Source organism: Superficieibacter sp. BNK-5 (genome assembly GCF_047456055.1).
Lineage (GTDB): Bacteria > Pseudomonadota > Gammaproteobacteria > Enterobacterales > Enterobacteriaceae > Superficieibacter.
Genome location: NZ_CP179893.1, coordinates 4,075,597 through 4,098,935, shown reverse-complemented (window position 1 = coordinate 4,098,935; position 23,339 = coordinate 4,075,597). Strand labels below are relative to the sequence as shown.

The 23,339-nt window shown below is 54.6% G+C and carries 25 protein-coding genes; 13 read left to right on the top strand and 12 right to left on the bottom strand.

The window, feature by feature from the left end:
- Positions 1–10 precede the first annotated feature (10 nt).
- Complete coding sequence (gene manX, locus ACMGGS_RS19680; protein WP_276157257.1) at positions 11–979, bottom strand: PTS mannose transporter subunit IIAB; 969 nt, start codon at positions 977–979, stop codon at positions 11–13.
- A gap of 440 nt (positions 980–1,419) precedes the next feature.
- Here manX and yoaE point away from each other — a divergent pair, with 440 nt between their 5' ends.
- The gene (yoaE, locus tag ACMGGS_RS19675) at positions 1,420–2,979 is read left to right on the top strand and encodes a CNNM family cation transport protein YoaE (RefSeq protein ID WP_414164026.1); all 1,560 of its coding nucleotides are present in this window, start codon (positions 1,420–1,422) and stop codon (positions 2,977–2,979) included.
- 3 nt (positions 2,980–2,982) lie between these two features.
- Here the strand turns inward: yoaE and ACMGGS_RS19670 are convergent, their stop codons facing one another.
- From ACMGGS_RS19670 to pabB, 4 genes are all read right to left on the bottom strand, one after another.
- Complete coding sequence (locus ACMGGS_RS19670) at positions 2,983–4,575, bottom strand: EAL domain-containing protein (RefSeq protein ID WP_414164025.1); 1,593 nt, start codon at positions 4,573–4,575, stop codon at positions 2,983–2,985.
- A 129-nt stretch (positions 4,576–4,704) separates the two neighbouring features.
- Entirely contained in the window at positions 4,705–6,069 is a 1,365-nt protein-coding gene (sdaA, locus tag ACMGGS_RS19665) for an L-serine ammonia-lyase (RefSeq protein WP_414164024.1), read from the bottom strand.
- Between the two features lie 161 nt (positions 6,070–6,230).
- The gene (locus ACMGGS_RS19660) at positions 6,231–6,809 is read right to left on the bottom strand and encodes a CoA pyrophosphatase (protein WP_176918837.1); all 579 of its coding nucleotides are present in this window, start codon (positions 6,807–6,809) and stop codon (positions 6,231–6,233) included.
- A 3-nt stretch (positions 6,810–6,812) separates the two neighbouring features.
- Positions 6,813–8,174, bottom strand: coding sequence for an aminodeoxychorismate synthase component 1 (gene pabB, locus ACMGGS_RS19655; protein ID WP_414164023.1), 1,362 nt, complete (start codon positions 8,172–8,174; stop codon positions 6,813–6,815).
- Between the two features lie 83 nt (positions 8,175–8,257).
- Here pabB and ACMGGS_RS19650 point away from each other — a divergent pair, with 83 nt between their 5' ends.
- On the top strand, positions 8,258–8,437 hold the full coding sequence (locus tag ACMGGS_RS19650) for a YoaH family protein (RefSeq protein ID WP_176918835.1): 180 nt from the start codon (positions 8,258–8,260) through the stop codon (positions 8,435–8,437).
- A gap of 16 nt (positions 8,438–8,453) precedes the next feature.
- Positions 8,454–9,515 carry a hypothetical protein gene (locus ACMGGS_RS19645; RefSeq protein WP_414164022.1) on the top strand — a complete coding sequence of 354 codons (1,062 nt, stop codon included), beginning with the start codon at positions 8,454–8,456 and terminating at the stop codon, positions 9,513–9,515.
- A gap of 62 nt (positions 9,516–9,577) precedes the next feature.
- Here ACMGGS_RS19645 and ACMGGS_RS19640 read toward each other — a convergent pair whose 3' ends face one another.
- Positions 9,578–9,922, bottom strand: a complete 345-nt coding sequence (locus ACMGGS_RS19640) for a RidA family protein (protein WP_414164021.1) — start codon at positions 9,920–9,922, stop codon at positions 9,578–9,580.
- A gap of 130 nt (positions 9,923–10,052) precedes the next feature.
- Here ACMGGS_RS19640 and ACMGGS_RS19635 point away from each other — a divergent pair, with 130 nt between their 5' ends.
- From ACMGGS_RS19635 to rnd, 5 genes are all read left to right on the top strand, one after another.
- A complete protein-coding gene (locus tag ACMGGS_RS19635; protein ID WP_414164020.1) occupies positions 10,053–11,963 on the top strand; it encodes an ATP-dependent DNA helicase in 1,911 nt (636 codons plus the stop codon).
- Positions 11,964–12,026: 63 nt separating this feature from the next.
- On the top strand, positions 12,027–12,731 hold the full coding sequence (gene tsaB / locus ACMGGS_RS19630) for a tRNA (adenosine(37)-N6)-threonylcarbamoyltransferase complex dimerization subunit type 1 TsaB (protein ID WP_414164019.1): 705 nt from the start codon (positions 12,027–12,029) through the stop codon (positions 12,729–12,731).
- 37 nt (positions 12,732–12,768) lie between these two features.
- Positions 12,769–13,350 (top strand): Slp/YeaY family lipoprotein, encoded by a 582-nt coding sequence (locus ACMGGS_RS19625; protein ID WP_414164018.1) that lies wholly within the window; start codon positions 12,769–12,771, stop codon positions 13,348–13,350.
- 205 nt (positions 13,351–13,555) lie between these two features.
- Positions 13,556–15,241: a long-chain-fatty-acid--CoA ligase FadD gene (gene fadD / locus ACMGGS_RS19620; protein WP_414164017.1), complete on the top strand. Its 1,686-nt coding sequence runs from the start codon at positions 13,556–13,558 to the stop codon at positions 15,239–15,241.
- A gap of 81 nt (positions 15,242–15,322) precedes the next feature.
- Positions 15,323–16,441, top strand: a complete 1,119-nt coding sequence (rnd, locus tag ACMGGS_RS19615; RefSeq protein WP_414166320.1) for a ribonuclease D — start codon at positions 15,323–15,325, stop codon at positions 16,439–16,441.
- Positions 16,442–16,487: 46 nt separating this feature from the next.
- Here the strand turns inward: rnd and minE are convergent, their stop codons facing one another.
- From minE to minC, 3 genes are read right to left on the bottom strand one after another with little or no spacing between them, the layout of a single operon-like run.
- Positions 16,488–16,754, bottom strand: coding sequence for a cell division topological specificity factor MinE (minE, locus tag ACMGGS_RS19610; protein WP_049840897.1), 267 nt, complete (start codon positions 16,752–16,754; stop codon positions 16,488–16,490).
- A gap of 3 nt (positions 16,755–16,757) precedes the next feature.
- Positions 16,758–17,570, bottom strand: a complete 813-nt coding sequence (minD, locus tag ACMGGS_RS19605) for a septum site-determining protein MinD (protein ID WP_414164016.1) — start codon at positions 17,568–17,570, stop codon at positions 16,758–16,760.
- 22 nt (positions 17,571–17,592) lie between these two features.
- Positions 17,593–18,294 (bottom strand): septum site-determining protein MinC, encoded by a 702-nt coding sequence (minC, locus tag ACMGGS_RS19600; protein WP_414164015.1) that lies wholly within the window; start codon positions 18,292–18,294, stop codon positions 17,593–17,595.
- Between the two features lie 126 nt (positions 18,295–18,420).
- On the opposite strand from minC, the gene ACMGGS_RS19595 reads away from it, so the two are divergent.
- The 3 genes from ACMGGS_RS19595 to ACMGGS_RS19585 all read left to right on the top strand — a co-directional run bounded on the left by ACMGGS_RS19595 (position 18,421) and on the right by ACMGGS_RS19585 (position 19,932).
- Positions 18,421–18,696, top strand: a complete 276-nt coding sequence (locus ACMGGS_RS19595; RefSeq protein WP_414164014.1) for a YcgL domain-containing protein — start codon at positions 18,421–18,423, stop codon at positions 18,694–18,696.
- A 36-nt stretch (positions 18,697–18,732) separates the two neighbouring features.
- Entirely contained in the window at positions 18,733–19,392 is a 660-nt protein-coding gene (locus ACMGGS_RS19590) for a fumarylacetoacetate hydrolase family protein (protein ID WP_176918824.1), read from the top strand.
- A gap of 93 nt (positions 19,393–19,485) precedes the next feature.
- Positions 19,486–19,932, top strand: a complete 447-nt coding sequence (locus tag ACMGGS_RS19585) for a YcgN family cysteine cluster protein (protein ID WP_414164013.1) — start codon at positions 19,486–19,488, stop codon at positions 19,930–19,932.
- A 36-nt stretch (positions 19,933–19,968) separates the two neighbouring features.
- Here the strand turns inward: ACMGGS_RS19585 and ACMGGS_RS19580 are convergent, their stop codons facing one another.
- The gene (locus ACMGGS_RS19580) at positions 19,969–20,370 is read right to left on the bottom strand and encodes a winged helix-turn-helix transcriptional regulator (RefSeq protein WP_414164012.1); all 402 of its coding nucleotides are present in this window, start codon (positions 20,368–20,370) and stop codon (positions 19,969–19,971) included.
- Between the two features lie 99 nt (positions 20,371–20,469).
- Here ACMGGS_RS19580 and ACMGGS_RS19575 point away from each other — a divergent pair, with 99 nt between their 5' ends.
- A complete protein-coding gene (locus ACMGGS_RS19575; RefSeq protein WP_414164011.1) occupies positions 20,470–21,201 on the top strand; it encodes an SDR family NAD(P)-dependent oxidoreductase in 732 nt (243 codons plus the stop codon).
- Between the two features lie 190 nt (positions 21,202–21,391).
- Here the strand turns inward: ACMGGS_RS19575 and bdcA are convergent, their stop codons facing one another.
- Positions 21,392–22,105 (bottom strand): SDR family oxidoreductase, encoded by a 714-nt coding sequence (gene bdcA, locus ACMGGS_RS19570; RefSeq protein WP_414164010.1) that lies wholly within the window; start codon positions 22,103–22,105, stop codon positions 21,392–21,394.
- A 78-nt stretch (positions 22,106–22,183) separates the two neighbouring features.
- On the opposite strand from bdcA, the gene ACMGGS_RS19565 reads away from it, so the two are divergent.
- Positions 22,184–22,768, top strand: a complete 585-nt coding sequence (locus ACMGGS_RS19565) for a TetR/AcrR family transcriptional regulator (protein ID WP_414164009.1) — start codon at positions 22,184–22,186, stop codon at positions 22,766–22,768.
- Between the two features lie 16 nt (positions 22,769–22,784).
- On the opposite strand, the gene ACMGGS_RS19560 is transcribed toward ACMGGS_RS19565, so the two are convergent.
- Positions 22,785–23,339: a GNAT family N-acetyltransferase gene (locus ACMGGS_RS19560; RefSeq protein ID WP_414164008.1), complete on the bottom strand. Its 555-nt coding sequence runs from the start codon at positions 23,337–23,339 to the stop codon at positions 22,785–22,787.

Here is a 23,339-nt window from a genome sequence, read left to right as displayed (position 1 = left end):
GCGCGACGAATTACTTACCGATTTTGCCGATCAGCTCCATCATTTTCAGTTTCGGATCGTTGGAGACCTTACGGACTTCCAGCTCAATGCCACGTTCGTTAAGTTTTTTGAACGCGTCGATGTCTTTTTCATCGACCGAAACGGCGTTATTGACCTGTGTTTTGCCCTGGCGGAATGCCATGCCGCCGATGTTCACGGAGGTAATTTTTACGCCACCTTCCACCAGACGTTCAACGTCGGTTGGATTGGTAAACAGCAGCATAACGCGCTCGCCCGCATATTTCGGGTTGTTGTAAACGCGGATCATTTTATCAACGTCAACCACGTGCGCCGTTACGCCCGGAGGCGCAACCTGAGTTAACAGGGTTTTACGCACGGTATCTGCCGCGACTTCGTCACTGACGACGATGATGCGACGGACGTTGGTTTCTTTCGTCCAGCGGGTAGCAACCTGACCGTGAATCAAGCGGTCATCGATACGTGCAAGACCAATGACCATATAGTCATTTGCACCCATCGGTTTGACCGGTGCAGCGGCGCGTGGCGCAGCAGCGACAGGGGCTGGCGCGGCACTCTCAACCGGTTTCGCTTTCAGCGCTTTCACGCCTTCACGACCCGTTTCGACCGCCAGGGCAACCAGTTCATCAAACGTCGGGTTATCATCACGACCCATTAACGTCTCGACCAGCATCGGAATATTGACGCCAGCGATGACCTCATAGTGCTCTTTATCGACGACAATGCGGCTGGCAGCGTTGAACGGGCTGCCTCCCCATGTATCGACGAGAAATAGCACGCCGTTAGCGGTATCGAGTTTCGCTAACTGAGCATTATATTTTTCAATCAGTGTTTCTGCATTTTCGCCTGGCACAAAGTCAATCCAGCCGACGTTTTCCTGCTCCCCCAACAACATTTCTGCTGTCTTAAGCAGCTGTTCTGCAGCCCAACCATGTGTACCAATTACAATAGCAATCGTCACTTGCTACCTCCTTTATTATCGTTAATACATCGACTATAAGATGCATTGCGAATCGTCGTCAGAAACCGAATCGATTCAGATCTCTGCTCTGGCCCTAAAATGGTTACTACAGTGAATTATTTTAGTTAGTAAAAAAATAAATAATGTGATGAAGATCCGTAATTTAAATTTGTAGGGAGATTAATTTCGCAGCGCAAAAAATCGCACAGATTGCAAAGACAGGTAAATCTTTGCCAAATGTTATTTCTGTCTGTTATGTTTACCTTTCGTTTAACATAGCAGGAGAACAGGGCAGCCGCCCGTCATATGGACCGTCACCGACGTCTCTTTACATTCACGCACGCTCGTGCCACCTGTCACCCGTTCACTATTCCTTTCGTCTTTGTCACGCCTGAAATAACCCCGGCGCTGACCAAACTCGTCGCCAGCAGGAGCAGATCATGGAATTGCTAATGGACCCCTCAATCTGGGTCGGGCTACTCACGCTTGTCGTCCTTGAGATCGTTCTTGGCATTGATAACCTGGTCTTTATTGCCATCCTCGCGGACAAATTGCCGCCTAAACAGCGCGATAAGGCCCGTTTAATCGGTCTGTCGCTGGCGCTGATCATGCGACTGGGGCTGCTGTCGGTTATCTCGTGGATGGTGACACTCACTAAACCGCTTTTCAGCGTCTGGGACTACGCCTTCTCTGGCCGCGATTTAATTATGCTGCTGGGTGGACTGTTCCTGCTGTTTAAAGCGACGACGGAACTTCATGAGCGGCTGGAAAATCGCCAGCATGACGGCGGGCATGGTAAAGGTTACGCGAGTTTCTGGGTGGTGGTCTTACAGATCGTCGTCCTGGATGCGGTGTTCTCCCTCGATGCGGTGATCACCGCGGTAGGGATGGTCAATCATCTGCCGGTGATGATGGCGGCGGTGGTGATCGCGATGTCGGTCATGCTGCTGGCGTCGAAGCCGTTGACCCACTTTGTTAACCAGCACCCGACCGTGGTGGTGCTGTGCCTGAGTTTCCTGTTGATGATCGGCCTGAGTCTGGTGGCCGAAGGGTTTGGCTTCCATATTCCGAAAGGCTATCTGTACGCGGCGATTGGCTTCTCGATTATCATCGAATTTTTCAACCAGGTGGCGCGACGTAATTTTATCCGTCATCAGTCAACGCTGCCGCTGCGCGCCCGTACCGCCGACGCCATCCTGCGTCTGATGGGCGGACGCAAACGTAACGGGACGCAAAGCGAGTCGGACAGCCATACCCATGTTCCGATCCCGGAAGGAGCTTTTGCTGACGAAGAACGTTACATGATCAATGGCGTTCTGACGCTGGCTTCCCGCTCTCTGCGCAGCATTATGACCCCGCGCGGAGACATTAGCTGGGTTGATGCCAACCTGAGCGCTGAGGCCATCCGTCAACAGCTCCTTTCCTCACCGCATAGCCTGTTTCCGGTGTGCCGGGGCGAGCTGGATGAGGTCATTGGTATCGTGCGGGCAAAAGAGCTGCTGGTGGCGCTGGAAGCGGGTGAAGATGTCGCAGCGATGGCGTCTGCCTCTCCGGCTATCGTGGTTCCGGAAACGCTGGATCCTATCAACCTGTTAGGCGTTCTGCGCCGTGCGCGCGGTAGTTTTGTGATGGTGACCAACGAGTTTGGCGTGGTGCAGGGGCTGGTCACACCGCTGGATGTACTGGAAGCCATTGCCGGTGAGTTCCCGGATGCGGATGAAACTCCAGAAATTATTGGTGATGGTGAGGGCTGGCTGGTGAAAGGCGGAACCGATCTTCACGCGCTGCAACATGCGCTGGAACTGGATAACCTGGTTAACGATGAAGACGATATCGCCACGGTCGCCGGTCTGGTGATCGCGGTTAATGGTCATATTCCCGCCGTGGGCGAGGTGGTTGAACTGGCTCCCCTGCGGATCACTATTGTTAAAGCCAATGATTATCGCGTTGACCTGGTTCGCGTTGTTAAAGAACCTTCGGAACACGACGAAGAAGAGTGATCTTTAACGTAGCGGCATAATTGGATTTGGATGACGATCGTGCTGCGCTGGCGGAAAAGACCTTTCCGCCAGCCATTTTGGAAACTCGGCAAGTGGCATGGGTCGGGCATACAGATAGCCCTGCAACAGGAGTACGTTTTTCTGACGCAAATATGTCGCCTGCTGTTCCGTTTCTACCCCTTCCGCTACCAGTTCAATACGCAACCGTTGCCCAAGGGCAATAATAATATCCGTCACCGTCGAATTAACCGCATCGGTACCAATCGCACCGGTGAAAGATTTATCTATTTTCAGCACGTCGGGACGCAGTTTTTCCAGCCACGACAGAGAACTATTGCCGGTGCCGAAATCATCAATCGCCAGTTTAACGCCCTTATGGTGCAGCTCACGCACGAGACGATAATCCACATCGTCCAGCGCGGCACGCTCGGTTAATTCCACCACCAGTTGTTGTGACGGATGCGCGCTAAACCAGTAGTGATTCAAATCTTTCAGCAGGATCCCGCGGCGCAGATGACCGGCGGCCACATTAATACCAATATGAAACTCCGCCGGGAAAACAGCCAGATTACGCACGGTTTCAGCAATGACATACCGTGTCAGGGGAATAATTAAATTATGATCTTCAGCAATCGGAATAAAAACGTCCGGTGAAATCCAGCCCTGGCGAGGATTGTTCCAGCGCAGCAAAATTTCCACGCCGGTGCATTGATCATTTCTGGTATTCAGTAGCGGCTGGCAAAAAACCTCAAATTCTCGGGCGGCAATCCCCAGATTAATTTCCCAGGTAAAACTCATCCGTCCCGCCGTAGCAAGCCAGGCGATCCACGCCAGCAGGCTGCTGAGGATCAGTGCCAGCGGAAGCTGACTGGGCAAATCGCGTAGCGCCAGCGCGGTGGCACCGGGTGTGCTGACGTTGATGGTAAACGGGAAATGGGCCGACGCCAGACGGTAAAAGGGATGATCCGGATCTTCCGGCAACCGATCGACCACGCCGAGGCCCTCTATATAGTGACGGTCACCTAACGTCAGGCTTAAGGCCGAGATGAGCGGGGCGCGCGGACTCAGGATCAGACTGCTCAGCAGCTCAATGTTAATACTTTCCATCACGCCGTCTTCGCCATCAGCCGAGACCGGATACCATTGCAGCATGATCGGCGAGCCTTTCAACAAGGACTGATCGGTTGAGAGCAGTAATCGCGCCTCGCTGGCAGGCAGGGCGGGCTGTAGCTGATTAACCGGCGTATCGCGGCTGCCGAAAATACTGGAACAATACAGGATGCCGGATTTTACCAGCGCAATAGAGCGCACGGTTTGCAGTACCGCTGCTTTTTTGCGGATTAGAGGCTGCGCGTCATCACAGGGCAACCCCACCAGATGCACGATTTCTTCCCGGCCATCTTCGAGTGGCAACAGGATTTTATCAAGTGTCGATACGGCTTGCGTCGCCGCTTCGTGGATCCGTTCCTGATTTAGGCTACGCTGCGAAATAAATCGTATCCCTAACGTCAGGCTAAGCGTAACCAGCGCTACTATCGCACTAACGATAATACGTTTACGCTGATAATTAACGATAATCCGCTGCGCTGTCTGCATAGTTGATTTAATGGTTCTCGCGAAACTGGCGAAGGTGCCAGCGGTACCTTAAATAAAATTGTAGTGCGGAAAGGCTAATGCGACGAGAAAATAGGTTGCCCACCAGTAAGAGGTGGGCAAAGGAAGGTTTTAATCACACTGGACTTTGATCGCCAGGCCACCGCGCGACGTTTCGCGGTATTTGGCGTTCATATCTTTACCCGTTTCGTACATCGTCTCGATGACCTTATCGAGCGAAACGCGCGGCTCGCTGGTGCGGCGCATGGCCATCCTTGCTGAGTTAATCGCCTTAACCGAGGCGATAGCATTACGCTCAATGCACGGTACCTGAACCTGGCCAGCAACCGGATCGCAGGTTAAGCCAAGGTTATGCTCCATGCCAATCTCTGCTGCAACGCAGACCTGCTCAGGACTTGCGCCCAGCAGTTCCGCCAGACCCGCCGCGGCCATCGAGCAGGCGACGCCCACTTCGCCCTGACAACCCACTTCAGCACCGGAAATAGAGGCATTCATTTTATATAGCGCGCCGATGGCACCAGCGGCAAGGAAGTAGCGAATATAGATCTCCGGGCTGACCGACTCAATAAAATGATCGTAATACGCCAGTACCGCGGGCACGATACCGCAGGCCCCGTTAGTCGGCGCAGTGACCACGCGTCCGCCTGCGGCATTTTCTTCATTCACTGCCAGCGCAAACATGTTTACCCAGTCAATAACGATCATCGGATCGTTAGACAGCTTGTCGCTGGACACCAGCATCCGGCGCAGGGCAGGCGCGCGACGCGGCACGCGCAGCGGACCCGGCAGTACGCCTTCGGTATTCAGACCGCGATCGATACAGGCGCGCATCGTCTGCCAGACGTCGGCGAAATAGTCTTCGATCTCTTTTTTACTGTGCAGCGCCAGTTCGTTCTGCATCACCATACCGGACAGCGACAGGCCGGTTTCTTTACAGTAGCCCAGCATCTCTTTCGCCGACTTGAAGGGATACGGTACGCTAACCTCGCTGCTGGCATCCTGACCGAAATGCTCTTCATCAACGATAAAACCACCACCGATGGAATAATAGGTTTTGCTATAAATGACTTTATCGCCGTTCCACGCGTGAATTTGCATGCCGTTCTCATGCAGCGACAAGTTTTCGCTGCGAAAATGCATCCCGTCATTAGCGGGGAAATCCACCTCATGCGCCCCGTGCGCCAGCAGCAGGCGACCGCGCGTTTCGACATCGCGAATAAACGCCGGAATACTGTCAATATCAACGGTGGCAGGCAAATTACCCGCCAGTCCCATAATAATGGCGACATCAGTGTGGTGACCTTTACCGGTCAACGACAGTGAACCGTAGACATCGACGGTCAGGCGAGTGACGCTTGTCAGCAGATCTTTTTCGACCAGATCATCGACGAACTGTTTACCGGCCTTCATTGGCCCTACAGTGTGGGAAGATGAGGGACCAATCCCCACCTTAAACATGTCGAATAGACTAATCACGGTATGTACTCCTGACAGGGTTACTGATTCTCAGTAACGATGTAAAAATTGGGCTTAGTGTAAGAGGGAACGGCAATTTCAGCCCGACTATTCACATGAATTAAACTAATGAGTAACCACTGATTTACTAATGAGTACCGCCCCCGCCATTACAACTATAGTCAGGGTTTGAGTCCCACTTGTAGCGCCAGCTCACGAATAATGCCTGCGGTCATGCCCCAGACAAAATAGTGCTGATACCAGGAGAGCCAGACGCGATGCGAATTACCGCGTCGGTGAATATCGAGAGGATGATAGCGGCCCAGACGCAGGGCTTCTGCCAGCGGCATTTCAAACACGGCGGCAACCTCGTCTTCACTCGCGTGCCACGGCAGGTCGGGCGGAATAATGCCGACCACCGGCGTGACCTGAAACCCGGTAACGCTATCGACGGGCGGTAACACCCCGATCACCTCGACCACATCAGGTGGAATGGCGACTTCCTCCTGCGCTTCGCGCAGCGCGGCAGCAATCAGCGAGGCATCGCTGGCATCCACCGCGCCGCCGGGAAAAGCCACCTGTCCGGCATGTTTGCGCAGGTGAGGGGAACGCTGCGTCAATAATAGTCCCGGCTGCTCCCGGCGAACAACCGGGATCAACACCGCCGCCTGACGGCTGTTAAGCGTGCCGCGACCGGGCTGAGGGCGTAAGAGCTGAAAGCGCGACAGAAAATCATCAAGCGTCAGATTGGGAACATCCACGGATCACTTCTCCAGTTGCTGCAGGATACGATTTACTTTATCAAAGGTTTCCTGGTATTCGGCGTCCTCCTGACTATCCGCCACAATACCACCGCCTGCGGAACAGTATAGCTGGCCGTTATGCGCTGTCAGGGTACGGATAGTAATGCTGGTATCCATATTGCCGCACAGACTTAGATAGCCGATGCTGCCGCACCAGGCATTGCGCCGGTGTGGCTCCAGCTCGTCGATGATCTCCATCGCCCGTACTTTCGGTGCGCCGGTAATCGATCCGCCGGGAAATGCAGCACGCAGCAGATCGCTGGCGTGTAAATGTTCTGGCAGTGTCGCGGTAACGGTACTGACGAGATGATGCACCGCCGGGAATGGTTCAACCACGAACAGTTCAGGGACCTTTACCGTGCCGGGAACGGCGACGCGTCCGATATCATTACGCATCAGGTCGACAATCATCAGGTTTTCGGCGCGATCTTTCGGTGAACGTGCCAGCCGTGCCGCCTGTTGCGCATCTTCATCGGCGCTATTCAGACGAGGCAGGGTACCCTTGATGGGCCGGGTCTGGACATGGCCTTCACGCAACTGGATAAAGCGCTCCGGCGACAGGCTGAGAATTGCGCCCTGCTCAAGGCGTAAAAAGGCGCTGAAAGGCGCTTTATTGGCGGCATTGAGCTGGCGAAACATCGCCCATTCATCACCTTCGTAACCCGCCTGAAAACGCTGCGCCAGATTCACCTGATAGCAGTCACCGCTGTGCAGGTATTCCTGTACCTGGCGGAACTTCTCCCCGTACTGGGCGCCGGTCATATTCGACCGCCAGCCAGAGGTCAGTCGGAAATCCGCCGGTTCCGGTAAGCGTCTGTCTGCCAGCCAGGCCAGCCGCTGATTGACATCACCATGGCTGAGCAGCGTGACCCGCAGGCGCTGATGGTCAACAATCAATGCCCAGTCATAAATCCCCACCGCCATATCCGGCAGCGGAATATCGGCTTCAGCCTTTGTTGGCAGCGTCTCGAAACGTCGTCCTAAATCGTAGCCAAATAACCCCAGCGCGCCGCCCTGAAAAGGCAGATCGTCCTGCGGCGCAGGCTGCCAATGCAGCGCGTCGAGCACGTTTTGCAGCAGGGTTAACGGATTGTCCTGTGAACGGCGTTCTTCTCTGCCGCTGGCTGTTGTGGTGGTATCGCCTTGCGTAATTAGCGTTGTGTGTGGATCGGCGACCAGAATATCAAACCGGCTGTGCGGATGATCGGCATGGCCTGAATGCAGCAGCATCGCCCACGGCAGATGGCTAATCGCGGAGAAATAACGTTCGGCGGCGTCCGGACGCCACGGTAAAGCGATAACGGTGGGAGAATGCGTGTTCATGGTATCTGACTCTTTGCTGTCCTGCTGGCTATGCGCCGGGCAGCATGAAATAATAAGCGCCAATAATGTAGCAGGAGTATGTCATGTTTGCAGGTTTACCTTCGCTCAGCCATGAGCAGCAGCAAAAAGCGGTCGAGCGTATCCAGGAACTGATGGCGCAGGGCATGAGCAGCGGTCAGGCCATTTCACAGGTGGCGAACGAACTGCGTGCAACGCACACCGGCGAGCGGATCGTCGCGCGCTTTGAGGATGAAGACGAGTAACTCGCTGAGGAGGCGTATGTCTGCCGCTGCTTTGCCCGATGCCATTCGCGCGTTTCTTGATGCTGCCGTGACCCCCGGCGAGATGACGCTGCCTTTTCATTACTCAACGCCTGAGCGTTGGGCGGAGCAGCAGCGTGGTTTTCGCGTGCACGGCATTACGGGAGAGGACCTGACCGCCAGCCGCGCGGGAGAGTGGCAGCCCGGATGGTATGTCATCGCGCTTAACGGTTTTGACGATCCTTTTTTTATCGATTTCAGTGAGTCCGCTCAGGGCTTCCCGGTGTATTATGCGCCACACGGCGCGGGTCGCTGGAATGCTGAACGCATTGCGCCGACGCTTGCCAGTTTCAGCGAGCGGCTGCTGGCCCTGCGCGAGGCGGCCGACGATGACGCCGCGTTTCTGAATTACCTCAACACATTCCCCGAAGCTCAGTCGCCGTTCTGGTCCGACGTCCGCAGCGAAAGGCTGGCGCGTGAAGAGGAAGAGGATCACTCCGCGGCACCCGATCCAGCGGCGTGGCAGCAGGGGCGTCTCGTTATCACTGCGCCAGGCCCGCAAAAACTTAAGGTTATTCATCTCCTGCGCAAAACGCTGAACCTTTCCCTCTCTGAGGTGATGGCGTTTGTCGCCCAACCGCCAATCGTTGCCGGAGAGGATTTTCATATCCGCCTGCGCCCGCTGGAAGAGGCGCTCATCGCGCTCGGCGCGAGTGTGGAATTTCAGCCCGACGGTCCGCGCCTGAAAACCTTTCAGCTGGATACCTTCTTCACTCTCGAAGAACTGATCGACTGTGTTAAAGCCGGGCAGGAAACGGACATTGACTACGATATTTATTCTGCCAGCGACGAGCCTTTTCAGGCGGGCGAGCAGGTTTTTACTGCCGTTCCTGAAACGGGCGAGGACGATCCGCTGCCCTTTCAGGTTAACGGCGTTACGCTGCATTATGCCTATGCCGGAGATCAGTTTCGCAGCGTGGTGGAATTAGCCGTCGAGCAGAAGCCGGAAGTCAGTGCAGATGAAATCATCAGGGCGCTGAACCACTATAGTGAATATGATGATTTTCTGGATATGGAGTAAAGGTTGTTCCGGTTTATGAGTTCGCTGTCATAGCAGCGAATGCCGCTATGACAGAAATAACATTACACCGCCGCAATAATCTTAATCTCAACTTTATACTGCGGCTTCATCAGCGTCGCCTGTACGGTACAGCGCACCGGGGCATGGCCTGCCACTACCCATGCGTCCCACGCTTTATTCATCGCCGCGAAATCTTCGGCATTCGCGAGAAAAATCGTAGCATCCAGAATTTTAGTCTTATCGCTGCCTTGCTTCACCAGCATGGCATCAATCTGCGCCAGCGTGTTAGCCGTTTGCTCGAAGGCATCGGCATCAAGATTTTCCGGTACGCCAGTGTAGTACAGCGTCTGATTGTGGATAACGACATCAGACCAGCGGGCTTCGGCGTCGATACGGGTAATGGTCATGGGATTTTCCTTTTTAAATTCTCATAGATAGTGCTTAAGACTGCCATATTGTCTGCGTTTCGTCATCTCTTCGGCTGGCTAAAGCGGCTGTGCCCTGACATAATCACTGGCGATTTAACCAGGGGGTAGCGTGACGGACGATTTTGCAACAGACGGCCAGTTAGCCAAAGCCATACCGGGCTTTAAGCCACGAGAACCACAGCGCCAGATGGCGGTGGCGGTGACGGAGGCGATTGAGAAAACGCAGCCGCTGGTGGTGGAGGCGGGGACCGGGACCGGGAAAACCTACGCTTATCTTGCGCCTGCCTTGCGGGCGGGGAAAAAAGTCATCATCTCCACCGGCTCAAAAGCGTTGCAGGATCAGCTCTACAGTCGCGATCTGCCTACCGTTTCGAAAGCGCTGGAATTTACCGGCAGGCTGGCGCTGCTGAAAGGGCGCTCTAACTATTTGTGTCTTGAACGTCTGGAGCAGCAGGCGCTGGCGGGCGGTGACCTGCCGGTACAGACGCTCAGCGACGTGATCCTCCTGCGCTCGTGGGCTAACAATACCATTGACGGCGATATCAGCACCTGCGCCAGCGTGGCGGAAGATTCTCAGGCCTGGCCTCTGGTCACCAGCACCAACGACAACTGTCTGGGCAGCGACTGCCCGCTCTATAAAGACTGTTTTGTGGTGAAGGCGCGTAAAAAAGCGATGGATGCTGATGTGGTGGTGGTGAACCACCATCTTTTCCTCGCCGATATGGTAGTTAAAGACAGCGGCTTCGGTGAATTGATCCCCGAGGCAGATGTGATGATCTTCGACGAAGCCCATCAGCTTCCGGAAATCGCCAGTCAGTATTTTGGTCAGTCGCTCTCCAGCCGTCAGCTATTGGATCTGGCGAAGGACATCAGCATTGCCTACCGGACCGAGGTTAAAGATACCCAACAGCTGCAAAAATGCGCCGACCGGCTGGCGCAAAGCGCGCAGGATTTTCGTCTGCAACTGGGCGAGCCGGGCTATCGCGGCAACCTGCGCGAGCTTTTAGCGGATGCCAATATCCAGCGTGCGCTACTACTACTCGATGATGCGCTCGAACTGTGTTACGACGTGGCGAAACTCTCGCTGGGCCGCTCGGCATTGCTGGATGCCGCCTTTGAACGCGCCACGCTGTATCGCGCCCGGTTAAAACGTCTGAAAGAGATTAATCAGCCAGGCTATAGCTACTGGTATGAATGTAACTCGCGCCATTTTACCCTCGCGCTCACCCCGCTGACGGTGGCAGACAAATTTAAAGAAGTGATGGCGCAAAAGCCCGGCAGCTGGATTTTTACCTCCGCCACGCTGTCGGTAAACGACGACCTCCACCATTTCACTTCCCGGCTCGGCATTGATGAGGCCCACTCGCTGCTGCTGCCAAGCCCGTTTGACTACGCGAATCAGGCTCTGCTGTGCGTACCGCGTAACTTGCCCACTGCCAATCAGCCCGGGGCAGCTCGTCAACTGGCGGCGATGCTCAAACCGATGATTGAAGCCAACAACGGCCGCTGCTTTATGCTCTGTACCTCCCACGCCATGATGCGCGATCTGGCCGAGCAGTTCCGCGCCACCATGACGCTGCCGGTTTTGCTGCAGGGGGAAACCAGCAAGGGGCAACTTTTGCAGCAGTTCGTCAGCGCCGGAAACGCGCTGCTGGTAGCCACCAGCAGTTTCTGGGAAGGCGTGGACGTGCGCGGCGACACGCTGTCGCTGGTGATTATCGACAAACTGCCGTTCACCTCACCGGAAGATCCGCTGTTAAAAGCGCGAATGGAAGATTGCCGTCTGCGCGGTGGCGATCCGTTTGATGAGGTCCAGCTTCCGGATGCGGTAATCACCCTCAAGCAGGGCGTGGGTCGTCTGATACGCGACGTCGACGATCGCGGCGTGCTGGTGATCTGTGATAACCGTCTGGTGATGCGTCCCTACGGCGCGGTTTTTCTCGCCAGTCTGCCGCCGACGCCGCGCACCCGCGATATTAGCCGCGCGGTGCGTTTTCTGGCCGTTCCACCAGCGCGGTAATTCACGCGCGGCTGTGATAAAATAAGCCCAATTTATTGATCTGGAGTGTAAGACGCGATCCCCATGCGAATTCTGGCTATTGATACCGCCACCGAGGCTTGTTCCGTTGCCCTGTGGAATGACGGTAAAACCGGTGCTCATTTTGAACTGTGTCCGCGAGAACATACCCAACGTATTTTGCCTTTAGTGCAGCAGCAACTGAACGACGGCGGCGTCGCGCTGGCGGATCTCGACGCGCTGGCGTTTGGGCGCGGACCAGGTAGCTTTACCGGCGTGCGTATTGGCATCGGCATCGCTCAGGGGCTGGCGCTGGGTGCCGACCTGCCGATGATTGGCGTCTCGACGTTAATGACGATGGCGCAGGGAGCCTGGCGCAAAACCGGGGCTACTCGCGTGCTGGCAGCCATTGATGCCCGCATGGGCGAGGTCTACTGGGCAGAGTATCAACGCGATGAAGAGGGTGTCTGGCACGGCGAAGAGACCGAATCCGTTCTCAAACCAGACGCGGTTAACGCGCGGTTGAAAAACCTGAGCGGTAACTGGGCTACCGTAGGCACTGGCTGGCCTGCATGGCCTGCATGGCCTGATTTAGCTCAGGGCTGCGGGCTGACGCTGGCCGATGGTGAGATCCTGCTGCCGGCTGCCGAAGATATGTTGCCGCTGGCCTGTCAGCGACTGGCTCGTCAGCAAACCGTCGCAGTTGAGGCGGCGGAACCGATCTATTTACGTAATGAAGTCGCATGGAAGAAACTTCCTGGCCGGGAATGAATCTCAGTATCAGAGACTCATTAAAAGAGGTTGTATCATGGCGGTTCAAAAACAGATTGTACGCTGGATAGCCGCGGGTGCGCTGGCCATGGCATTAAGCGGATGTGTCACCATTCCTGACGCCATTAAAGGCTCCAGTCCCACTCCACAGCAGGATCTGGTTCGGGTAATGAATGCGCCACAGCTTTACGTGGGCCAGGAGGCACGCTTCGGCGGGAAAGTGGTCGGTATTGAAAACCTGCAGGGCAAGACCCGGCTGGAAATTGCGACGGTTTCACTGGATGACGGCGCGCGTCCGGTGCTGGGTGAGCCTTCTCGTGGTCGTATTTACGCGGATGTCAGCGGCTTTCTCGACCCGGTCGATTTCCGCAACCAGCTTGTTACCGTCGTAGGACCGATTACCGGCACGGCAGAAGGCAAGGTCGGCAACACGCCTTACAAATTTATGGTGATGCAGGTTAACGGATACAAACGCTGGCGAGTGACGCAGCAGGTTATGTTGCCACCGCAGCCGATCGATCCCTGGTTCTGGGGACCGGGGCCGCATCCGTGGGGGTGGGGCTATGGCGGCTGGTATAACCCTGGCCCTGCGCAGGTACAGAGCGTAGTTACCGAGTAACTCCCTGTAATATAAAGCAAAGAAGCAGCGGCCGGTCCGCTGCTTCTTTATGCTTAAGCTGAACAATAAAAATAAATAGTGACGTGCTTCGCAACCTGAATTCTGGTTGATTAATAAACTGGTACGCTGAGTTAATATAATGTTAACGGCTTGTTTATTATCTGGGGTTGTGATGACGACAAATTCTGGTTTTAGAGGTGATGCATTGAAAAAGGTTTGGCTAAACCGTTATCCCGCGGACGTCCCTGCGGAGATCAATCCTGACCGTTATCATTCCCTGATTGAACTGTTTGAACATTCAGCGAACCGTTACGCTGACCAGCCCGCCTTCGTTAACATGGGGGAGGTGATGACCTTCCGCAAGATGGAGGAGCGTAGCCGGGCATTTGCCGCCTGGCTACAGCAAGGACTGGGGATGAAAAAGGGCGACCGCGTTGCGCTGATGATGCCCAACCTGCTGCAATATCCGGTGGCGCTGTTCGGCATTTTACGTGCCGGAATGACGGTGGTGAACGTTAACCCGCTGTATACGCCACGCGAGCTTGAGCATCAGCTTAATGACAGCGGCGCAACGGCGATTGTTATCGTCTCAAACTTTGCGCATACCCTGGAAAAAGTGGTTGATAAAACCCAGGTTAAACATGTCATTCTGACCCGCATGGGCGACCAGCTTTCTGCCACCAAAGGCACGCTGGTGAACTTTGTCGTCAAATACGTCAAGCGGCTGGTGCCGAAATATCACCTGCCGGATGCGATTTCATTTCGCAGCGCCCTGCACAACGGTTACCGGATGCAGTACGTTAAGCCGGAAATAGTGCCCGAGGATCTGGCCTTCCTGCAATATACCGGCGGCACGACCGGCGTGGCGAAAGGTGCGATGCTGACCCACAGGAATATGCTGGCGAACCTGGAGCAGGTCAACGCAACCTACGGGCCGCTTCTGCATCGCGGTAGCGAGCTGGTGATCACCGCGCTGCCGCTGTACCACATTTTCGCCCTGACCATGAACTGCCTGCTGTTTATTGAACTGGGCGGACAAAACGTGTTGATCACCAACCCGCGTGACATTCCGGGGCTGGTGAAAGAGCTGGCAAAATATCCCTTCACCGCGATGACCGGCGTTAACACGCTGTTTAACGCGCTGCTTAATAACAAAGACTTCCAGCAGCTCGACTTTTCTACGCTGCATCTCTCTGCAGGTGGCGGGATGCCGGTTCAGCAGGCGGTGGCCGACCGCTGGGTGAAGCTCACCGGGCAATATCTGCTGGAAGGGTATGGCCTGACCGAGTGTTCACCGCTGGTGAGCGTCAACCCGCACGATATCGATTACCACAGCGGCAGCATTGGCCTGCCGGTGCCGTCCACCGAAGTGAAGCTGGTGGATGATGACGATAACGAAGTGGCACCTGGCGATCCGGGTGAGCTGTGCATCAAAGGTCCACAGGTGATGCTGGGCTACTGGCAGCGCCCGGATGCGACGGATGAAATCATCAAAGACGGCTGGCTGCACACGGGTGATATCGCGGTAATGGATGATGAAGGTTTCCTGCGCATCGTCGACCGGAAGAAAGATATGATCCTCGTCTCCGGGTTTAACGTTTACCCGAATGAGATTGAAGATGTGGTGATGCAGCATCCTGGCGTACTCGAAGTCGCAGCGGTCGGTGTACCGTCCGGCAGCAGCGGCGAGGCGGTGAAGATTTTTGTGGTCAAGAAAGATGACACCCTCAGCGAAGACTCCCTGGTCGCATTCTGCCGCCGCCAGTTGACTGGCTATAAAGTGCCGAAGCAGGTAGAGTTTCGTACCGAGCTGCCTAAATCCAACGTCGGTAAGATTTTGCGACGAGAACTGCGTGACGAAGCGCGCAGTAAAGTGGACAATAAAGCCTGAGCCACGATTACGTCGCCAGACGCCGGTTAAGCCGGCGTTTTTTATGGGCGCAAGTTAAGAGAATATGATTTGAATTACCAGATGATCACCACCAACGACGCGCTACTCGCCCTGTGTGAAGAGGTGCGCAATGCCCCGGCTATCGCGCTGGACACCGAGTTTGTGCGTACCCGCACTTACTATCCGCAGTTGGGTTTACTTCAGCTGTTTGATGGACAGCGCGTGGCGTTGATCGACCCGCTCGGCATTACCGACTGGTCGCCGATGCAGGCGTTATTACAGAACGGCGAAGTAACCAAATACCTTCACGCAGGCAGCGAAGATCTGGAAGTATTCCTTCATGAATTTGGCGTGATGCCGCAACCGTTTATTGATACGCAGATCCTGGCGTCATTTTGTGGCCGTCCCGGATCGTGGGGTTTTGCCGCCATGGTCGAAGAGTTTACCGGCCTGAAGCTGGATAAAAGCGAGTCGCGCACCGATTGGCTGGCCCGTCCGCTGACCGAACGCCAGTGTGATTACGCGGCGGCCGACGTCTGGTATTTACTGCCTGTTGCCCATCAGCTGCTGGCCGAAACCGACCGCGCTGGCTGGCTGTCCGCCGCGCTGGACGAATGTGAATTGATGAAAAATCGTCGCCAGGACATTCTTGACCCCGACGAGGCGTGGCGTGACATAACTAATGCCTGGCAGCTGCGTCCTCGCCAGTTAGCCTGTCTGCAACTGCTGGCGGCGTGGCGTTTACGCAAAGCGCGAGACCGTGATATGGCGGTTAATTTCGTGGTTCGTGAAGAACACCTGTGGGCCGTAGCGCGCTATATGCCGGGCAGTCTCGGCGAGCTGGACAGCCTGGGTCTGTCAGGCAGCGAAATTCGCTTCCATGGCAAAACGCTGCTGAGCCTGGTGGAAAAAGCACAGGCCATCGCGGAAGAGGCGCTGCCGGAGCCGCTACTGAACCTGATGGATATGCCCGGTTATCGCAAAGTCTTTAAAGACATTAAGACGATGGTCCAGGACATTAGCGTGGCAAAAGGGCTGAGCGCTGAGCTGCTGGCGTCTCGTCGTCAGATTAACCAGCTACTTAACTGGCACTGGAAACTTAAAACGTCGGCGTTGTTACCTGAACTGATTTCCGGTTGGCGTGGGGAACTGATGAGCGAGCCATTACTGGCGCTACTGGCGGACTATCCGCGTAGTTAAATCAGGAAAGGATACCGGGCGGAACTGACCGCCCGGTAACATGCGGCTACTTTGACTCTTCCGCTTCAGGCAGAGTGACGTTCAGTTCCAGAATAGAGATATCATCCCCTTTCTGTTCCAGTTGCACGGTGACCATTTCAGGGTCGATCTGCACATAGCGGCAAATCACTTCCAGAATATCGCGTTTCAGCTGCGGCAAGTAGTGCGGCTCGGCGTCGCTACGACGACGTTCCGCTACAATGATCTGCAATCGCTCTTTAGCGATGTTAGCCGTATTCTTTTTCCGTGACAGAAAAAAGTCGAGTAATGCCATAACTTATCCTCCGAACAGGCGCTTGAGGAAACCTTTCTTCTCTTCTTCAACGAAGCGGAAAGGGCGTTCTTCTCCCAACAGGCGATCCACCGTATCGGCGTATGCTTTACCCGCATCTGAAATAGTATCCAGAATAACAGGTTCCCCCTGGTTGGAAGCGCGCAGGACAGACTGGTCTTCCGGGATCACACCAACTAACTTGATGCGCAGAATTTCCAGTACGTCTTCCATGCTTAACATATCACCTCTGTTCACGCGCCCTGGGTTGTAGCGGGTCAATAACAGGTGTTCTTTAATCGGATCTTCACCATTTTCTGCCCGGCGGGATTTAGACGCCAGAATACCCAGAATACGGTCGGAGTCGCGGACCGAAGAAACTTCCGGGTTGGTGGTGATGACCGCTTCGTCAGCAAAATAGAGCGCCATCAGCGCACCGGTCTCAATGCCGGCAGGGGAGTCGCAGACGATGAAATCAAAATCCATCCCTTTCAACTCTTCCAGCACTTTCTCTACGCCTTCGCGGGTCAATGCGTCTTTGTCACGCGTTTGTGACGCGGGAAGAATATAGAGATTATCCGTGCGCTTATCTTTAATCATGGCCTGATTCAGCGTGGCATCGCCCTGAATCACGTTAACGAAATCATATACTACACGACGCTCACAACCCATGATTAAATCCAGGTTACGCAGGCCGATATCGAAATCGATAACGATGGTTTTTTTACCCTTCTGGGCTAAACCTGTAGCGATGGCCGCGCTGGAGGTGGTCTTGCCAACGCCCCCTTTACCCGAAGTAACTACAATAATGCGTGCCATAAAAATTCCTTGTTAAAAGGGATTACTCTAAGGGTTCGATCGACAAAGCATCATTCGTCAGACGTAAACGCGCGGCTTTGCCGTTAAATTCGGCTGGTATTTGATCGCTCAGCCAGTACTGCCCGGCGATGGAAATTAATTCCGCCGTCAGGTGCGTACAAAATATTTGTGCATTTCTGTCACCGCTGGCACCTGCGAGAATACGTCCTCTCATCATGCCATAAACGTGGATATTTCCATCGGCAATCAGTTCTGCACCCGCACTGACATGACTTGTGACAATCAAATCACACTGTGGGGCGTAGACGCGCTGGCCAGAACGCACCGGAACGTCAATCAGCCGTGTTTTTGCGATGGGAGTCACCGCCGCTGGCGGTGGCGTCTGCGCTTCAACAGGGGCAGACCGGACCACTTTTTCCTTACCTTCAGTCAGGAGAGGAAAACCCGCTCTGTCGATTTCTGCCTTAAGTGCAGGGTCCTTACAGCCGCTCACACCGATGATACGCAAACCTGTTGCGGCTATTGCTTTCTGAATGGGCAACCAGTCGAAGGGAGCCTCCAGCGTACTTACGTTAACCACAACCGGGGCATGACGTAAAAACGCCGGTGCCTGAGCGATTTTGTCTTCTAACGCCTGACGAATAACTTCCGGCTTTGCCTCATGCAAATGAACCACTGATAAGGTGAAACTACTTCCTTTAAGTTCGATTGGCGTGTTTGACATCCTGGCCTTACTCAATTTGCTTTTTACCATCACCGATGTGGGATGATATTCCGAAGACTCTCTGGCATGTTATAGTCACTATTATATTGAGGCAAGCCACCTCCCTCTTAATTCAGAGTAAAAGTTATGTTTTGTGTGATCTACAGAAGCACCCGACGCGAGCAAACCTATTTGTATGTTGAAAAAAAGGACGATTTCTCGCGCGTGCCGCCTGAACTGATGGACGGTTTTGGCAAGCCGCAACTCACGATGCTCCTGCCGCTCGATGGTCGCAAGAAATTAGCCGGTGCGGATCTGGATAAAGTGAAGCAGGCATTAACGGAGCAAGGCTATTATTTACAACTTCCGCCACCGCCGGAAAATTTACTCAAGCAGCATCTGGCATCTGCGGGCAAAAAATAACGGCAATCGAACATTTGATTAACTGTAGGGGAAAATATGTATCAGCATCATAACTGGCAGGGCGCTCTGCTGGATTACCCGGTTAGCAAAGTGGTCTGTGTTGGTAGTAATTACGCGAAGCATATAAAAGAGATGGGCAGTGACGTGCCGGAAGAGCCGGTACTGTTTATCAAACCTGAAACGGCGCTATGCGATATCCGTCAGCCACTGGTGCTGCTTCAGGGCTATGGCTCGGTGCATCACGAAGTGGAACTGGCGGTGCTGATTGGGGCAACGCTTCGTCAGGCATCGGAAGAACACGTCGCTAAAGCGATTGCCGGTTACGGCGTGGCGCTCGATCTGACCTTGCGCGACGTGCAGGGGAAAATGAAGAAGGCCGGGCAACCGTGGGAAAAAGCCAAAGGCTTTGATAATTCGTGCCCGCTATCAGGTTTTATTCCGGCAGCGGAATTTAGCGGTGATCCCCAGGCCACCCCGCTGGGGCTGAAAGTGAACGGCCAGGTTCGCCAGCAGGGCACCACTGCGGACATGATCCACAAAATTGTTCCACTGATTGCCTATATGAGTCGCTTCTTTACCCTGAAAGCCGGGGATGTGATATTAACCGGCACGCCGGATGGCGTTGGTCCGCTACAAAGCGGCGACGAGCTTGAGGTGAGTTTTAACGGCAACTCTCTGACCACCCGCGTACTGTAACGCTCTCTTGCCGTCGTTTCCGGCGGCAAAACTTGCATCAGGGTGCCAGAGTGGTTATAAGGTGCACCCTGGATCTTAATCGTGGACGTTTTTATGAGCAATTTACCCTTCTGGCAGAGCAAAACCCTCGACGAGATGTCCGATGCAGAGTGGGAATCACTGTGTGACGGCTGCGGACAGTGCTGTTTGCATAAGCTGATGGATGAAGACACCGATGAGATCTACTTCACCAATGTTGCCTGTCGCCAGCTCAACATCAAGACCTGCCAGTGTCGCAACTACGAGCGTCGTTTCGACTATGAGCCGGACTGCATTAAGTTAACGCGCGAAAACCTGCCAACTTTTGAATGGTTGCCGCATACCTGCGCCTATCGATTGCTGGCTGAAGGTAAAGACCTGCCGCACTGGCACCCGCTGTTGACCGGCTCGAAGGCGGCAATGCACGGCGAGCGCATTTCCGTACGCCACATCGCCGTGCGTGAGTCTGAAGTGCATGACTGGCAGGATCACATCCTCAACAAGCCAGACTGGGCGCAGTAAAGCGCGCCATTCTTCCTCAAGCCAGCACATTCGCAATCATGCCCGATTATCAGACGGATAATCCTGCTTATCCGCCTGGTTAAGATCGTACGCGACCTGGGCCTGCTCAAGGGCCGGTCCATATTCAAGCGCCCAGTCATAAAGCGCTAAAAACGGCTGCTGTAATGTCTGCGCCAGCGGAGTGATGCTGTACTCTACGCCTATGGGCGAAACAGGCAGCACTTCGCGATGTACCAGTCCATTTCGTTCAAGCCTCTTCAATGCATCTGCCAGGGCTTTATGCGTAATGCCATCTAAACGCCGGCGGATCTCATTGAAGCGGGACGGCTTTGTACAGAGTACGGTAAGAATTAAAATCGACCACTTATTCGTAATGTGCTCCAGCACCGGGCGCGTTTTTCCTACGTCTCTCAAGCAGTTAACGTGATTTTCTGCCATAGCGATATACTCCGTGATATCTGATATATACAAAGTGCGTAATTGATATTAAGTATAAAATTTATATCATTTGTTTTCCATCCAAATCGGAGATAACAAATGAACAGACTGGAGAATAAGGTGGCCGTCGTACTGGGCGGTGCAAAAGGGATTGGACTGGCAATCAGCCAGCGTTTTGCAAATGAAGCTGCTACCACCTGGTTTACTTCTCGCCGTGATGAAGAGTTAGCGGCGGCCAGTAGCAAAATGTCAGGTACTTTCCGGCCATTGCGGGCAGATGTCAGCCAGCAAACAGAGTTAACTCGCGTTATGCAGACGGTCAAAGCAAGCAATGACCAGATTGATGTGTTGGTGATTAATGCAGGTGTGGCTGGTTATGCGACAATTGATGAGATAAACCCGTCGCACTTTGATCAGATTTTTGACGTAAATGTACGCGCCCCCGTGTTCGCTCTACAGGCAGCTCTGCCATTGCTAAAACCCGGTGCCAGCGTGGTATTAATTGGTTCCATTGCCGATGTGATTGGTACCCCGGGCTATGGTGTTTATGGTGCGAGTAAGGCAGCGCTTCGCTCCTTCGCAAGAACCTGGACGAGGGAACTTTCTACGCGTGGCATCCGTGTTAACGTCGTCGCGCCCGGGCCTGTCGACACGGATATGATGGCTGCTGCTTCTGATGAGATGCGCGCAGAAATAATCAAAGCCATTCCCCTGGGAAGAATGGGTAAACCAGAAGAAATTGCTAATGTCGCGTTGTTCCTTGCCAGTGATGAAAGCCGCTATATTGCAGGCGCAGAAATTTGCATAGATGGCGGCCTGACGCAGGTTTAATCGATTTTATGTGTCGTTTTGCCGGGTGGCTTTTTTGCCTTGCCCGGCCTACGAAAAGCATCAATATCAGAAGGTTACTCGCGATGCGTAGGCCTGTGCAAGCGCAGTGTTGGCAGGCATCATTCCACGGTATAACGTTTTTCAGCAGTCCGGGCGGGCGCGTAGCCCGCGCCGTTTGCGGCAAAAAAATTTATGCGCCGAACGCCCCATCAATGGTATGCATCGCGCCGGTCACAAATGACGCTTCCGGTCCGGCAAGCCAGGCCACCATTCCTGCCACTTCCTCAGGTCGTCCGTGGCGCTTAATCGCCATAAAGCTGTGCATCAGCTCCTTCATCGGCCCCTCTGCCGGGTTAGCGTCCGTATCAATTGGGCCTGGCTGTACAATATTGACCGTGATCCCGCGTGGACCAAAGTCACGCGCCAGTCCACGCGCTAAGCCTTGCAGTGCCGATTTACTGACGGCATAAGATGCCATGCCCGGAATGGGCATCCGGTCACCGTTGACGGAACCGATGACGATAATCCGTCCGCCTTCCGGCATCTGACGTGCCGCTTCCACGGAGGCATGATACGGCGCGTGGATATTGATCCGAAACAGACGGTCTATGGCATCAGGATCCTGCTCCAGAGCGTCACCAAAGAGGGCAATCCCGGCGTTGATTATCAGAATATCCAGCGGTCCGGCGTCGCGCACCAGCTTAATGATGGCTTCTCTGTCAGCGCTGTCCGCCTGAATAGCCGTGCTGCCCGTTTCTTTTGCCAACTGCACTGCCGCGTCGCGGGAGCCGGCATAACTGAAGGTCACAGAAGCGCCTTCAGCGGCAAAACGCTGTACGATGGCTGCGCCAATACCCCGGCTGCCGCCGAGCACGAGAACCGATTTATGTTGAAATACTGACATGCGCGTTTCCTTGAATCATATTGTAGTGATCGTTACAATATGATTCAGAGAAGAAGCCTGTCAAGGAATTATGTATCGATGACTAAAAAACCAGGTCGTACCCCGGGGCGCCCCCGTCGCTTTGATCCCGAAGAGGCGATCGCGACGGCGCAACGGCTATTTCATTCGCGTGGCTACGATGCGGTCAGCATTGCGGATCTCACCGACGCGTTCGGCATTAAGCCGCCGAGCTTTTACGCGGCATTTGGTAGCAAAATGGGGTTATATACGCGGGTTCTGGATCGCTATGCCTGTACTGGCGCGATCCCGCTGCAGGCACTTTTACGCGCCGACAGGCCGGTCGCGGAATGTCTGGCTCGCGTGCTGGAAGAGGCCGCCACGCTTTACGCGGCCAACCCTGATGCTGCGGGCTGCCTGGTGCTGGAAGGGACGCACTGCGACGATCCTTCTGCCCGTGAAGCCGCCTGCAGTTTTCATTCCGCCGCCGAGACGCTTATCCGCTGTTATATCGCAGAACGTCACCCGCAGGACGCCGAGCGGCTCACCGACTTTGTGGGAACCATTATGGCCGGTCTTTCAGCCAAATCGCGGGCGGGATATAGCCCGCAACGTTTGCGGGAAATTGCACGCCTGGCGGGGCAGGCGTTAATAGCGCAGAAATAATCTGGCGGAGCGTCTGTTACCTGTCGCCAGACAGGTGTGAATAATGCTCACGCCATTGTAACGAGGTCAGGCGATAGACCAGGCTGGGGGCCGCATCCGGAACATCGTTTACCGTCGCGGTTTTTATCATGCCTGCTTTTTCCAGCACCCGCTGTGAGGCGAGATGTGCGGGCCTGACCACGGCGGTGACCTCGTGCAAATCAAGAGTGGTAAACGCGTAACCCAGCGCGAAATGGCAAAATTCGCTGGCGATCCCTTTTCCCCATGTCTCAGGCGAGAAACGATAACCCAGATTATGCGTCAACGCGCCCTCAAGCTCCCTGACCGTTATCCCGGCAAAACCGACGATTCGCGCGGGCGTTTCACGCAACGCGATGGCCCAGTTGCCATAACCGTATCGCTCGTATTCTGCCATCCATGCGGCGAGCCGTCGTTGCGCATAATGAAGGCTGGGATAAGGTCCGGCAGGGTTAAACGTATTTGTTTCAGGATCGCCGTAGATACGATAAAGATCGTCGGCGTCCCCGATAGCTAATGGTCTTAGCAGCAAACGCGTGCTGGTTAGCAACAT